Annotated in this window: 10 protein-coding genes; 8 read left to right on the plus strand and 2 right to left on the minus strand. The window is 72.6% G+C overall.

Annotated elements, in window-relative coordinates; all coding sequences use genetic code 11:
* Positions 1-31: 31 nt before the first annotated feature.
* Positions 32-1618 (minus strand): purple acid phosphatase family protein, encoded by a 1587-nt coding sequence (locus ACQYWQ_RS22610; protein WP_431037038.1) that lies wholly within the window; start codon positions 1616-1618, stop codon positions 32-34.
* A 128-nt stretch (positions 1619-1746) separates the two neighbouring features.
* On the opposite strand from ACQYWQ_RS22610, the gene ACQYWQ_RS22615 reads away from it, so the two are divergent.
* The 5 genes from ACQYWQ_RS22615 (at position 1747) to ACQYWQ_RS22635 (ending at position 9496) form a co-directional block, all read left to right on the plus strand.
* Complete coding sequence (locus tag ACQYWQ_RS22615; RefSeq protein WP_431037040.1) at positions 1747-2787, plus strand: 3-isopropylmalate dehydrogenase; 1041 nt, start codon at positions 1747-1749, stop codon at positions 2785-2787.
* Between the two features lie 262 nt (positions 2788-3049).
* Positions 3050-4132 carry a branched-chain amino acid aminotransferase gene (locus tag ACQYWQ_RS22620; RefSeq protein ID WP_431037042.1) on the plus strand — a complete coding sequence of 361 codons (1083 nt, stop codon included), beginning with the start codon at positions 3050-3052 and terminating at the stop codon, positions 4130-4132.
* Positions 4133-4208: 76 nt separating this feature from the next.
* Complete coding sequence (locus ACQYWQ_RS22625) at positions 4209-5558, plus strand: MFS transporter (RefSeq protein ID WP_431037044.1); 1350 nt, start codon at positions 4209-4211, stop codon at positions 5556-5558.
* 775 nt (positions 5559-6333) lie between these two features.
* Positions 6334-8013, plus strand: a complete 1680-nt coding sequence (gene cimA, locus ACQYWQ_RS22630) for a citramalate synthase (protein WP_431037046.1) — start codon at positions 6334-6336, stop codon at positions 8011-8013.
* Between the two features lie 127 nt (positions 8014-8140).
* Positions 8141-9496: a hypothetical protein gene (locus tag ACQYWQ_RS22635; protein WP_431037048.1), complete on the plus strand. Its 1356-nt coding sequence runs from the start codon at positions 8141-8143 to the stop codon at positions 9494-9496.
* A gap of 165 nt (positions 9497-9661) precedes the next feature.
* Here ACQYWQ_RS22635 and ACQYWQ_RS22640 read toward each other — a convergent pair whose 3' ends face one another.
* On the minus strand, positions 9662-10276 hold the full coding sequence (locus tag ACQYWQ_RS22640) for a YceI family protein (protein WP_431037050.1): 615 nt from the start codon (positions 10274-10276) through the stop codon (positions 9662-9664).
* A 311-nt stretch (positions 10277-10587) separates the two neighbouring features.
* Here ACQYWQ_RS22640 and ACQYWQ_RS22645 point away from each other — a divergent pair, with 311 nt between their 5' ends.
* The 3 genes from ACQYWQ_RS22645 (at position 10588) to ACQYWQ_RS22655 (ending at position 13330) form a co-directional block, all read left to right on the plus strand.
* Complete coding sequence (locus tag ACQYWQ_RS22645) at positions 10588-11106, plus strand: hypothetical protein (RefSeq protein ID WP_431037052.1); 519 nt, start codon at positions 10588-10590, stop codon at positions 11104-11106.
* Between the two features lie 360 nt (positions 11107-11466).
* Positions 11467-13062: an acyl-CoA carboxylase subunit beta gene (locus ACQYWQ_RS22650; RefSeq protein ID WP_431037054.1), complete on the plus strand. Its 1596-nt coding sequence runs from the start codon at positions 11467-11469 to the stop codon at positions 13060-13062.
* Positions 13063-13114: 52 nt separating this feature from the next.
* The gene (locus ACQYWQ_RS22655) at positions 13115-13330 is read left to right on the plus strand and encodes an acyl-CoA carboxylase epsilon subunit (protein WP_431037056.1); all 216 of its coding nucleotides are present in this window, start codon (positions 13115-13117) and stop codon (positions 13328-13330) included.
* Positions 13331-13411 lie beyond the last annotated feature (81 nt).

The following is a 13411-nucleotide window of genomic DNA, read 5'->3' on the forward strand; positions in this document are numbered from 1 at the left end:
CCTTCACGCGCGCACCGGGCCCGCGCGGGCCTCAGCGCGTGATCGTGAAGTGGTCGACGCGCTCGCCCGTCTCGGCGAGCGCCGTGACCTCCAGGCGCGGTCGCGCCCCCGTCGTCACCCGCACCGCGAGGAACGAGAAGCCGGTGTATCGCACGCGGGACCACTCGACCGCCTCGGTGGCCTTGCCCGCCTCCGTCCAGTGGTACGAGGGCACCGAGTCGACGTGCTGCTCGTGTCCCTCGTACGAGTCGGGCGCGGGGAAGTCGTAGAGGGCCTTGCCCGCGCCGCCCGCCGTCACGTACACGATGCCGTCGCGCGTCGACGAGACCGATTCGCCGATCGGCACGGTGCGCGCGATGCGACCGCCGCGCAGCGCGTCGGTCCGCTCGTAGACGTGGTTGTGGCCGTTGACGACGAGGTCCACGCGGTACTTGTCGAAGAGCGGCACCCACGCCTCGCGCACGCCGCCGTCCGAGGCGTGCGCGTTCGTCGTCGAGAAGGCGCAGTGGTGGAAGAAGACCACGACGAAGTCCACGTCGCGGTGCGCGCGCAGCTCCTTGAGCTTGCGCTCCAGCCACTTCGTCTGGGCGCCGCCCGTGTAGCCGGTGTTCGCCCTGATCTCCAGGCTCACGTCATTGGCGTCGAGCGCGACGACGCCGACGTTGCCGTAGACGAAGGAGTACACGCCGGGCGACTTCTCCGCGTCGAGCCCGCCCTTCGGCAGCGACCAGCGCGCGTTCTGCCCGCCGTAGCCGTTCGGCGAGTACCACGCCTCCATGTCGTGGTTGCCCGTCGTCACCATCCACGGCACCTTCGACGCGACGGACTCGGTCTGCGCGAGGAACTGGTCCCACACGCGCGCGTCGTAGACGTCGCCCGCCTCGCCCTGCCCGCTGCTGTCCGCGTAGCAGATGTCGCCCGCGTGCAGGTGGAAGGAGGGGTTCTGGCCGAGGATCAGCGCGTCGTTGGCGAGCGCGTCGTAGGAGACGCCCTGGTCGCCGAAGGCGGTGAAGGTGAACGACTCCGGGCGCGCGGGCGCCGTGCGGAAGCTGCCGATCGTGCCGATGTTGCGCGGGTTCGCCGGGTCGAAACCGGTGTGGCCGATGCCGTAGTAGTACGTCGTGTCCGGGCGCAGCCGCTCCAGCTCGACGTGCAGGTAGTACTGGTCGACGGCCGGGAGGTTCGAGGTGAGCGCGGGGGTGTGCAGCGCCCGCACCTCCGCCTCGATCTTCCTGCTGAGGTCCCAGGGGTGCGTACCGACGCGCAGGAAGGGCTTCTTGACGGGCAGCGGCACCTGCCAGCTCACCGTCATCTGTGTGCGCGGGTCGGCGCCGAAGGCGAGGTGGCGCGCGAACGGCGCGACGAGTGAGCCGTCGACGCGGGACGCCGCGGAGGAGGGCAGGAAGGCGGGCGACGGGGCGGGGGTACGCGTCGCGACGTGCTGCGCGGCGTTCGCGCTGCCACCGAGCACGCCGAGGCCGGCGACGGCGCCGGCGGTGACGGTGCCCGCGCGCAGCGCCGAACGCCGCGTCAGCTTGCGGCGCAGGTACTCGTGCTGCTCGGGCATCGTCATACGGGAAGCGAGGTGGTCGGGGATGCCGACCCGTGGTGTCTCCATGAGCGGAAGGTCCCACTCGCGCGTGGCTTACGTGTGGCGTACAGGTGTCCGCGACACGGCCGGACGGCAATGTGTCCGTATGGTGGACGCAGCGTGTCATGCAGTGGGACGAGGAGTACGGTGCCCGCATGTCGCGCAGCATCAATCTCGCAGTCATTTCCGGTGACGGCATCGGCCCCGAGGTCGTGTCGCAGGGCCTGAAGGTCCTGCGCGCCGTCCTCCCGCAGGACGCCAAGCTGGAGACCAAGGAGTACGACCTCGGCGCCCAGCGCTGGCACCGCACGGGGGAGACCCTCCCGGACGCGGAGCTGGAGGCCCTGACGTCGCACGACGCGATCCTTCTCGGCGCGATCGGCGACCCCTCGGTGCCCTCGGGGGTCCTGGAGCGCGGGCTGCTCCTCAAGCTCCGCTTCGCCTTCGACCACTTCATCAACCTGCGGCCCTCGCGCCTCTTCCCGAACACGGCCACGCCGCTCGCGGGCAGCCCCGAGATCGACTTCGTCGTCGTCCGTGAGGGCACCGAGGGCCCGTACACCGGCAACGGCGGCTCGCTGCGCACCGGTACGCCCGCCGAGGTCGCCACCGAGGTCAGCGTCAACACGGCGTACGGCGTCGAACGCGTCGTCCGCGACGCCTTCGCCCGCGCCCAGGCGCGCCCCCGCAAGAAGCTGACCCTCGTCCACAAGAACAACGTGCTCGTCTACGCGGGCCACCTGTGGAAGAACACCTTCGACAAGGTCGCGGCCGAGTACCCCGAGGTCACCACCGACTACCTGCACGTCGACGCGGCGACGATCTTCCTCGTCACGCAGCCCGAGCGCTTCGACGTCATCGTCACCGACAACCTCTTCGGCGACATCCTCACCGACCTCGCGGCCGCCGTCACCGGGGGCATCGGCCTCGCCGCGTCGGGGAACATCAACCCGAGCGGCGCCTTCCCCTCGATGTTCGAGCCGGTCCACGGCTCCGCGCCCGACATCGCGGGACAGGGCAAGGCGGACCCGACGGCGACGATCCTCTCCGTCGCGCTCCTGCTGCGCCACCTCGGCTACGAGGCCGAGGCCGCCCGCGTCGAGGAGGCCGTCACGGCCGACCTCACGGCCCGCGACGGCTCGCCCCGTACCACCGAGGAGATCGGCGACGCCCTCGCCGCCCGAGTAGCCGGCTGACCCGGCAGGTACGACCGCACGACAGCGCGCCGTACCACCCCGCTCCACCGAGCACCACAGCCGCCGGGCCGCGCACCACCGCCCGGCGGCTTCGGTGCGTCCGGGGGTACGTGACCGGTGCGACGTCCCCCGGCCCCGGCCCCGGTTCCGCGTCCGCCCCGTTCCGCTGTTCGTGCGGACGGGCGATAATCGGACACGGAGCCGCGACATCGCACGATGCTCGGACGTCCTACTACCCAGACGAGAACGTGAAGGAAGAGTCATGACGCCGACGATCGAGCTGAAGCCCACCGCAACGCCCCTCTCCGACGCCGAGCGCGAGGCGATTCTCACCGCCCCCGGCTTCGGCCGCCACTTCACCGACCACATGGTGACGATCAAGTGGACCGAGGGCCGCGGCTGGCACGAGGCCCAGCTCGTCCCGTACGCGCCGCTCTCGCTCGACCCGGCGAACATGACGCTGCACTACGCGCAGACGATCTTCGAGGGCCTCAAGGCCTACCGCCGCCCCGACGGCTCCGTCGCGACGTTCCGCCCCGAGGCCAACGCCGAGCGCTTCCAGCGCTCCGCGCGCCGCCTCGCGATGCCCGAGCTGCCCGTCGAGACCTTCGTCGCCGCGTGCGACGCGCTCGTGCGCCAGGACAAGGCATGGGTCCCCGCGCACGGCGAGGCCAGCCTCTACCTGCGCCCCTTCATGATCGCCACCGAGGTCGGACTCGGCGTCAGGCCCGCCAACGAGTACCTCTTCGTCGTCATCGCCTCGCCCGCGGGCGCCTACTTCCCCGGCGGCGTCAAGCCCGTCTCGGTGTGGCTCTCCGAGGACTACGTGCGCGCCGTCAAGGGCGGCACCGGCGCGGCGAAGACCGGCGGCAACTACGCCGCCTCGCTCGTCGCGCAGGCCGAGGCGGCCGACAAGGGCTGCGACCAGGTCGTGTGGCTCGACGCGGTGGAGCACCGCTGGGTCGAGGAGATGGGCGGCATGAACCTCTACTTCGTCTACGGCGATCACATCGTGACGCCCGAGCTGAGCGGCTCCCTGCTCCCCGGCATCACGCGCGACTCGCTCCTCACGCTCGCCCGCGACCTCGGCTACACCGCCGAGGAGCGCCGCATCTCGACCGAGGAGTGGAAGCGCGACACCGAGGAGGGCCGCCTCACCGAGGTCTTCGCGTGCGGCACGGCGGCGGTCATCACGCCGGTCGGCACGGTCAAGTCCGCGGGCGCCGAGTGGACCCAGGGCGACGGCACCCCCGGCACCGTCACGATGCGCCTGCGCGAGGGGCTCCTCGGCCTCCAGTCCGGCGCCGTCGAGGACACGCACGGCTGGATGCACGAACTGGGCTGAACGTTCGCGTGAACAAGGCTGTCGGTAAGGGGCGTCATCCTGGATGACGCCCCTTACGCGTGGGCACCGTTCCGGCATGGGACGACAGGACGGTCAGCAGCACTGGAAGAAGATCTGGGTCGGCTCGGCCGGGAACATGGTCGAGTGGTTCGACTGGTTCGTCTACGCGAGCTTCGCGCCGTACTTCGCGAGCGCCTTCTTCCCGAAGGGCGAAACGACGGCACAGCTCATGAACACCGCGGGCATCTTCGCCGTCGGCTTCTTCCTGCGCCCGGTCGGCGGCTGGCTCCTCGGCCGCGTCGGCGACCGCAGGGGCCGCAAGGCCGCCCTGACCCTCACGGTCTCGCTCATGTCGGCGTCCGCGGTCCTCATCGCCGTCGCACCGACCTACGGCCTCGCGGGGTACGGCGGCGCGTGCGTCCTGCTCCTGGCGCGGCTGCTCCAGGGGCTCTCGGTCGGCGGCGAGTACGCGGCCAGCGCGACGTACCTCACGGAGGCGGCCGCGCCCCGCCGCCGCGGCTTCGCTTCGAGCTTCCAGTACGTGTCGATGACGCTCGGCCAGATCCTGGGCCTCGCCCTGCTCCTCCTGCTCCAGCACGCCCTGAGCGACGCGGCTCTGCACGCGTGGGGCTGGCGCGTGCCCTTCGCCGTCGGCGCGCTCGGCGCGGGCGTCGTCTTCTGGCTGCGCCGCTCGCTGCTGGAGACGGAGGTGTACGAGAAGGACGGGGCGGCCGGGGCGGAGACGGGCCCCGGCGACAGGGGCACCGTGCGCGCGCTGCTGCGCCACAAGCGCGAGGCGCTGCTCGTCATCGCGCTCACGATGGGCGGCACGGTCGCGTACTACACGTACACGACCTACCTCACCAAGTACCTCGCCAACACCGCGGGGCTGCCGAAGCGCACGGCGACGCTCGTCTCGCTCGTCGCGCTCCTCGTCTTCGCCGCGCTCCAGCCGCTCGCCGGGGCGCTCTCCGACCGCGTCGGCAGGCGGCCGCTGCTCATCACCTTCGCGGTCGGCTCGACCTTCCTGACCGTCCCGATCCTCACGCTCCTCGCCCACGCCACGAGCTTCTGGCCCGCGCTCGGCCTCTCGCTGCTCGCCCTGGTCATCGTGACGGGCTACACCTCGATCAACGCGTGCGTGAAAGCGGAACTCTTCCCGACCGGTGTCCGCGCCCTCGGCGTCGCCCTCCCCTACGCCCTCGCGAACGCCGCTTTTGGCGGCACGGCCGAGTACATCGCGCTGTGGTTCAAGAACGCGGGCATCGAGAGCGGTTTCGCCTGGTACGTCGCGGGCTGCGCGGCCGTCTCGCTCGTCGTGTACGTGTCGATGCGCGAGACCCGCGACCTGGACCTGACCCGCGTCGGCCCCGGACGCGTCCCCGTCCAGGAGGCGGCCCCCACACCCCGTACGGAACCGGCCTGACCCGTACCCGCGGGGCCCGGCTCCCGGGGGCTGCCCGGCTCCCGGGTGCTGCTCGGGAGGCCGGGGCCTGCCCGGCGATCCGGGGGCTGCTCGGGAACCCGGGGGCTGCTCGGGAACCGGGGAACTCCGCAGCTGTCCGGGAACCGGGAACCGCCCGCGAACTGCCCTGCCCGGGAACGGCCTGCGAACCGCCTCGCCGGGAACGGCCTGCGAACCGCCCCGCCGGGAACGGCCTGCGAACTGCCCGCCGGGAACCGCCCGCGAACTGCCCCCCCGGGAACCGCCCGCGAACCGCCCCGCCCGGAACGGCCTGGGAACTGCCCCCGCCGGGAACCGCCTGCGAACCGCCCCGCCGGGAACCCCTCTCCCGCCCCGCGCGTTGGGCCCGTCGGGGGCCCAGCCATCCCCTAGGTGAAGCGTTCGACCTCCCCCTAGGTGATCCATTCGCCCCCGCCCCACCCCTCCCGCGCCCCCTCGGCCCGCATCCTGAGACACCCCCTCCACCCCCGCGCCCGGCTGTGGCACACTGCCTCCATGCTCGCTCGCGCCATGATTATCGGCCGCAGCGCGCCGGTCCTTCGTGGCCGCTGATCCGCGATCCACACCCTCGCGGTCACGGCCACCGAGCCTCGGACCCGCGCGCAGACCTCTCGCACCCGCGAGGGGTCTTTTTCGTTTCCGGCCCCACCCGGCCGACGGACGGAGCGACGCGAGTGGAGAGGCGACGGAGCCACCACGCAGCCCCCTTTCCGATTCCCCCCAGGAGCCCCAGGCCATGACCGCAACAACCCCCGGCGCCCAGGACGCGGCCCGCACCGCCGCCGAAGCGGAGGCCCGCACCGCCGCCGCTCCCGGCGCCGACGCCGCCGTCGCCCGCGACTTCCACGTCTTCGACACCACCCTGCGCGACGGCGCCCAGCGCGAGGGCATCAACCTCACCGTCGCCGACAAGCTCACCATCGCCCGCCACCTCGACGACTTCGGCGTCGGCTTCATCGAGGGCGGCTGGCCGGGCGCCAACCCGCGCGACACCGAGTTCTTCCAGCGCGTCCGGAAGGAGGTCCCCTTCCGGCACGCCCAGCTCGTCGCCTTCGGCGCCACGCGCCGCGCCCACACCAAGGCCGCCGACGACGCGCAGGTCCAGGCACTGCTCGACTCCGGCGCCCCCGTCATCACGCTCGTCGCCAAGTCCCACGACCGCCACGTCGCACTCGCCCTGCGCACGACGCTCGACGAGAACCTCGCGATGATCGCCGACACCGTCGCGCACCTGCGCGCCCAGGGCCGCCGCGTCTTCCTCGACTGCGAGCACTTCTTCGACGGCTACCGCGAGAACCCCGAGTACGCCAAGGCCGTCGTCCGCACCGCGCACGAGGCGGGCGCCGACGTCGTCGTGCTGTGCGACACCAACGGCGGGATGCTCCCCGCACAGGTCGGCGCGATCGTGCAGACCGTCCTCGCCGACACCGGGGCCCGGCTCGGCATCCACGCGCAGGACGACACGGGCTGCGCCGTCGCCAACACCCTCGCGGCCGTCGACGCGGGCGCCACCCACGTCCAGGGCACGGCGAACGGCTACGGCGAACGCGTCGGCAACGCCAACCTCTTCCCCGTCGTCGCCGCGCTGGAGCTGAAGTACGGGCGCAAGGTCCTCCCCGAGGGCGCGCTGCGCGAGATGACGCGCATCTCGCACGCCATCGCCGAGGTCGTCAACCTCACCCCCGCGACGCACCAGCCCTACGTCGGCGTCTCCGCCTTCGCGCACAAGGGCGGCCTGCACGCCTCCGCGATCAAGGTCGACCCCGCCCTCTACCAGCACATCGAACCCGAACTCGTCGGCAACCGCCTGCGCATGCTCGTCTCCGACATGGCGGGCCGCGCCTCCGTCGAGCTGAAGGGCAAGGAACTCGGCATCGACCTGTCGGGCGACAGGGAACTCGTCGGCCGCGTCGTCGCGCGCGTCAAGGAGCACGAACTCAAGGGCTACAGCTACGAGGCCGCCGACGCCTCCTTCGAACTCCTGCTGCGCAGCGAGGCCGAGGGCCGCGCGCCGCGTTACTTCCGCACGGAGTCCTGGCGCGCCATCGTCGAGGACCGCCCCGACGGCAGCCACGCCAACGAGGCGACAGTGAAGCTGTGGGCCAAGGGCGAGCGCATCGTCGCGACCGCCGAGGGCAACGGCCCCGTCAACGCGCTCGACCGGGCGCTGCGCGTCGCCCTGGAGCGCATCCACCCCGAGCTGGCGGGCTTCCGCCTCACCGACTACAAGGTGCGCATCCTGGAGGGCCGCCACGGCACCGAGTCCACGACGCGCGTGCTCATCTCGACGGGCGACGGCGTCACGGAATGGTCCACGGTGGGCGTCGCCGACAACGTCATCGCCGCCTCCTGGCAGGCCCTGGAGGACGCCTACACGTACGGGCTGCTGCGTGCCGGGGTCGCCCCGTCCGAGTGACGCGGGGGCCGTGCCCGGGTGAGGAGTGACCCGCACGGGTGGAGGAGGGAAAAGACCCGGGCCGCAAGGTGTAAAAGGAAGCTTTTGCCGCTCGGCCCGGGGCTCCCGCTCGGCTAGCGTCGAACGCATGAACCAGATCAGGCCGGGCCGCCCCGCGGTCGCTCCCCGGCCGGTCACCGCCGCCCCCGCCCGTACCCCCGCGGTCCGGGCCGTGCTCCGGCCCCGTACCCCCGCGGTCCGGGCCGTGCTCCGGCCCCGTACCCCCGCGGTCCGGGCCGCGTTCCCGCCCCGCACCCCCGTGGTCGCCCGGCTCCTCGCCCCGCTCCTCACGTTCCTGCTCGCCCTCGGCGCCTTCCTCGCGGCCGCCCCCGCGGCGGTGGCCGTGGACGCCGGGGTGCGGTCCGTCGCGCGGGCGTTGCGCGCCGACCCGGTGTACGTGGACCCCGCGATGCGCGCGGAGTTCTCGAAGGCGGGGGAGCGGGCCCTGGAACGGCGCATCGAGGACGGCGACCGCGCCGTCTTCGTGGCCGTGCTGCCGCGGGGGAGCCGCGCGGGCAGGCTCCTCGACGAGCTGCGGCAGTCGACGGGCATCGCCGGCGTCTACGCGGTACGCCTCGGCGACACCCTGTACGCCCGCGCCGATGACACGGTGCTCCCCGCCGCCACGGTGCGGCACGCGGTCGCCGCCGTGCGCACGCAGGCCCTGCCGCGCCAGCTCGACGCCTTCGTCCGGCTCACGCTGCGCTCCGCGCGCGGCTCTGCCCCCGCCTCCTGGGGCCTCGGCGCCGACGAGGACGGCCCGCTCGTCCCCGGCCTCCTCGTCTCCGGCGCCTTCGTCCTCGTCCTCGCCGGTACGTGGGCGGTGCTGCGCCGCCGCAGGGACCGCCGCGAGCGCGCCCGCGCCGACGTGCTCGACACCCTGCGCGCGGTCGCCGAGGAGGATCTGGCCGCCTTCACCGAACAGCTCGAAGCGCTCGACTTCCACCCGGCGGAACCGGGCGCCGACGACACCCGCCGCGCCGACCACGAACGCGCGCTCGACGCACTCGACCAGGCCCGCTCCCTCCTCGCCGCCGCGCTCGCGCCCGCCGATCTGCGCGGCGTCACGCGCGCCCTGGCGGAGGGCGGCCACAGCCTCGCGACCCTGCGCGCCCGCCGGGCCGGCGTCCCTGTCCCCGACCGCAGGCCCCCCTGCTTCTTCGACCCCGCGCACGGCCCCTCTGCCGGCGAGGTGACCTGGGCCCCGCCCGGCGCGGCGCCGCGCTCCGTCCCCGTCTGCGCCGCCGACGCCGCGCTCCTCACCGCGGGTGAGCCTCCCGCGGTGCGCACCGTCCCCACGGCCCTCGGGCGCCGCCCCTACTGGGAGGCCGACCCCGCCCGGTGGGCCCCCTGGGCCACCGGCTGGTACGGCCCCGACCTCGCCCCCGCCCTCCTCACCGGTACCCCCCTCGCCGCGGGCCTGCCGCACCACGCGGCCGCCTGAGAACGGGCGACACGGCGACACGCGACGGTGCCCCCCTCGCCGTCCTCCGGCAGGACCGGAGGGCGCCGAGAGGGGCACCGGGGGAGGAGCGGGGGAGCGGGAGGGGGAAGGACGCGAGGAGGACGGAGCCGGGCAGGCCCCGTCGGCGTCGGGCGGCCGAGTGGCTCAGGCGTTCTTGATCGCCGAGATCTCCAGCGTCAGCCTGATCTTGTCCGAGACGAGCACGCCGCCGGTCTCCAGGGCCGCGTTGTACGTGAGGCCCCACTCGGAGCGCAGGATCTCCGCCTTGCCCTCGAAGCCGACGCGCTCGTTGCCGAAGGGGTCCTTCGCCGAGCCGTTGAACTCCAGGTCGATCGTGAGCGGCTTGGTCGTGCCGTGGATCGTGAGGTCGCCCGTGATGCGGTAGTCGTCGCCGCCCAGCGCCTCGGCGGAGGTCGAGCGGAAGGTCATCAGCGGGTGGTTCTCGACGTCGAAGAAGTCGGCGCTCTTGAGGTGGCCGTCGCGGTCGGGGGCGCCCGTGTCCACGCTGTCGAGCTTCACGTCGAGCGAGGCGCTGGAGGCCGAGGGGTCGGAGCCGTCGAGGTGCAGCGTGCCCTCGAAGTCCTTGAAGGAGCCCTTCACGTTGGTGACCATCGCGTGCCGCGCCGAGAAGCCGAGCGTCGAGTGCACAGGGTCGATCGTGTAGTCACCGGTCAGCGCGGCGAGGTCGGGGCTGACGGCGGCGGGCGCGGCGGCCTCGGCGGGGGCGGTGCTCTCGTTCTTGCGGCCGAAGAGACCCATGTGATTGCTCCTTGGGAAACGAAGGGGGACGGGAACGTCGGCGAAAGCCCGACCGAAAGGTTGAACCTTCAACGACACCGACAGTAGACCCATCCCGTTCAAGTTTCAACAGCTGGCGCGGAGTATGCGGGCGAACACGTTTCCGGGTACGCCTCATGCTCGCCACACCGCGGTCGCGCGGCACCCGGCGCGCACCCGGTCGGGTGAGCCGGGGCCCCAGGCCATCTGGCGCCCCGCCCGCCCCGTACGGCACGATCGCCCTGCTCCACCGCGCCACCCCCACGACCCGACGCGTGCACAGGAGATCCGCCATGCCTGCCACCCCCCGCCTGCGCTCCCTCCTCGCCACCGGCGCCCTGCTCGGCGCCGCCCTCTTCGCCCCCGGCGTCGGCGCGCTCGCCGCCGCTCCCGCCTTCGCCGTCGACAAGATCAGCCACGCCACGGCGACCTCGATGTTCAGCGCCTCCGGCATCACCTGGTCCTCCTCCGGCGGCTGCTCGGACCGCGACGTCCCCACCTGTACGTCCTTCGACCAGCTCAACCTCGCCACGGCCCAGGGCGCCCAGACCCTCAAGTCGGCCTCGGGCTGCGCCCTCAACATCACCGGCGGCACCGAGACGGGCCATGCCTCGGGAACGTACTCGCACGGGAACGGCTACAAGCTGGACTTCGGCAAGAACACGTGCCTGACCAATTACGTCAAGAACACGTTCACGTACATCGGCCTGCGCGGCGACGGCTACCCGCAGTGGCAGGCGGCCTCCGGCAACCTCTACGCCGACGAGGGCAACCACTGGGACGTGACCTTCAAGACCTGCGGCGGCTGCTGAGCCACCCGGCCCGTCCGGCCGTACGCGGGGCCGTACGCGGGGCCGTACGAGGGGACCCGCGTACGGCCCCGCGTACGGCCGCGCCGCCCCCGCGCCGCCCTCCCGCGCGGCCCGCCCGTCCGGCCCGTACGACCGGACCCGTACGGTGGGACCCGGACAAGACCCGTACCCCCCTGTGGCGCATCTCTCGTACCAAGCCCCCGCCCCCCTCTTGTCCGACCCCTACAAGAGCCGCACCCCTTTGCGCAGGGCTGATCCCGCCCGTCCCCGCTTTTCTGTGCAAGGACGCCAGGAAATGCCGCGCGAGACTGTGCGGACCCGACGGACCCTTTGCGGTGCCCGATTTCGTATGGTCGCTACATGACCGTTTTGGACGAGACGCCGGACGAGACCTCGGACGAGCCCAAGGACGCCCGGGGCCGCGTGGCGGAACTGCTCGCGGTACGTGCCGAGGCGCTGCGCGGCCCCAGCGACCGGGCCACCGAGGCCCAGCACGCCAAGGGGAAGCTCACCGCGCGCGAACGGATCGACCTGCTCCTCGACCCCGGCTCCTTCCACGAGGTCGAACAACTGCGGCGCCACCGCGCCACCGGCTTCGGCCTGGAGGCGAAGAAGCCCTACACCGACGGTGTCATCACCGGCTGGGGCACCGTCGAAGGACGCACCGTCTTCGTCTACGCGCACGACTTCCGGATCTTCGGCGGCGCACTCGGCGAGGCCCACGCCGCGAAGATCCACAACATCATGGACAAGGCCATCGCCGCCGGGGCCCCGCTCGTCTCGCTCAACGACGGCGCCGGCGCCCGTATCCAGGAGGGCGTCTCCGCGCTCGCGGGGTACGGCGGCATCTTCCAGCGCAACACCAAGGCCTCCGGCGTCATCCCGCAGATCTCCGTCATGCTCGGCCCCTGCGCGGGCGGCGCCGCCTACAGCCCCGCGCTCACCGACTTCGTCTTCATGGTCCGCGAGACCTCGCAGATGTTCATCACGGGGCCCGACGTCGTCAAGGCCGTCACCGGCGAGGAGATCACGCAGAACGGGCTCGGCGGCGCCGACGTCCACGCCGAGACCTCCGGCGTCTGCCACTTCGCGTACGACGACGAGGAGACCTGCCTCGCCGAGGTCCGCTACCTCCTCTCGCTGCTCCCGCAGAACAACCGCGAGAACCCCCCGGCCGCCGCGAGCGAGGACCCCGCGGACCGCCGTGGCGACGTTCTCCTCGACCTCGTGCCCGCCGACGGCAACCGCCCGTACGACATGCGCAAGGTCATCGAGGAGATCGTCGACGACGGCGACTTCCTGGAGGTCCACGAGCGCTGGGCGACCAACATCATCTGCGCCCTCGCCCGCCTCGACGGCCAGGTCGTCGGCATCATCGCCAACCAGCCGCAGTCCCTCGCGGGCGTCCTCGACATCGAGGCGAGCGAGAAGGCCGCCCGCTTCGTGCAGATGTGCGACGCCTTCAACATCCCGCTCCTCACCCTCCTGGACGTCCCCGGCTTCCTCCCCGGCGTCGACCAGGAGCACGGTGGGATCATCCGGCACGGCGCGAAGCTCCTCTACGCGTACTGCAACGCGACGGTGCCCCGGATCTCGCTGATCCTGCGGAAGGCGTACGGAGGTGCCTACATCGTCATGGACTCGCAGTCGATCGGTGCCGACCTCACCTACGCCTGGCCGACCAACGAGATCGCCGTCATGGGCGCCGAGGGCGCGGCGAACGTCATCTTCCGCCGCCAGATCGCCGCGGCCGACGACCCCGAGGCCATGCGCCAGAAGATGGTCAAGGAGTACAAGTCGGAGCTGATGCACCCCTACTACGCGGCCGAGCGCGGCCTCGTCGACGACGTCATCGACCCCGCCGAGACCCGCGAGGTGCTCATCGCCTCCTTCGCGATGCTCCGCACCAAGCACGCCGACCTCCCCTCGCGCAAGCACGGCAACCCGCCGCAGTGAGCCCGCGGGCCCCCGTACCACCCCGCACCACTTCGAAGCAGAACGGAACGACATGAGCGAGCCCGTCACCGTCGACCCCGGCCTCCTGCGCGTCGAGAAGGGCAACGCGGAGCCCGAGGAGCTGGCGGCCCTGACCGCCGTGCTTCTCGCCCGCGCCGCAGAGACCGCCGCCGCACCCACCACGCGGGCCACCACCCGCACCGCCAGGGCGGCCTGGCGCCGCCTGGAGCGTGAGAACGGCTTCCACGCCCCGCACAGCTGGCGCTGAGCCCCGACGCGCACCCGCGCACACCGAAAGGGCCCGTACTCCGTGAGGAGTACGGGCCCTTTCGCGCGGGTCGCGCGCGAC

It is taken from the genome of Streptomyces sp. P6-2-1, assembly GCF_050613165.1.
Classification (GTDB): domain Bacteria; phylum Actinomycetota; class Actinomycetes; order Streptomycetales; family Streptomycetaceae; genus Streptomyces.

What these genes read in the sequence shown, in the direction of transcription:
- ACQYWQ_RS22620 (WP_431037042.1), top strand. Translation starts at nt 3,050, where the DNA reads ATGACGCCGACGATCGAGCTGAAGCCCACCGCAACGCCCCTCTCCGAC.
- cimA (WP_431037046.1), top strand. Translation starts at nt 6,334, where the DNA reads ATGACCGCAACAACCCCCGGCGCCCAGGACGCGGCCCGCACCGCCGCC.
- ACQYWQ_RS22645 (WP_431037052.1), top strand. Translation starts at nt 10,588, where the DNA reads ATGCCTGCCACCCCCCGCCTGCGCTCCCTCCTCGCCACCGGCGCCCTG.
- ACQYWQ_RS22655 (WP_431037056.1), top strand. Translation starts at nt 13,115, where the DNA reads ATGAGCGAGCCCGTCACCGTCGACCCCGGCCTCCTGCGCGTCGAGAAG.
- ACQYWQ_RS22640 (WP_431037050.1), bottom strand. Translation starts at nt 10,276, where the DNA reads ATGGGTCTCTTCGGCCGCAAGAACGAGAGCACCGCCCCCGCCGAGGCC.
- ACQYWQ_RS22650 (WP_431037054.1), top strand. Translation starts at nt 11,467, where the DNA reads ATGACCGTTTTGGACGAGACGCCGGACGAGACCTCGGACGAGCCCAAG.
- ACQYWQ_RS22610 (WP_431037038.1), bottom strand. Translation starts at nt 1,618, where the DNA reads ATGGAGACACCACGGGTCGGCATCCCCGACCACCTCGCTTCCCGTATG.
- ACQYWQ_RS22635 (WP_431037048.1), top strand. Translation starts at nt 8,141, where the DNA reads ATGAACCAGATCAGGCCGGGCCGCCCCGCGGTCGCTCCCCGGCCGGTC.
- ACQYWQ_RS22625 (WP_431037044.1), top strand. Translation starts at nt 4,209, where the DNA reads ATGGGACGACAGGACGGTCAGCAGCACTGGAAGAAGATCTGGGTCGGC.
- ACQYWQ_RS22615 (WP_431037040.1), top strand. Translation starts at nt 1,747, where the DNA reads ATGTCGCGCAGCATCAATCTCGCAGTCATTTCCGGTGACGGCATCGGC.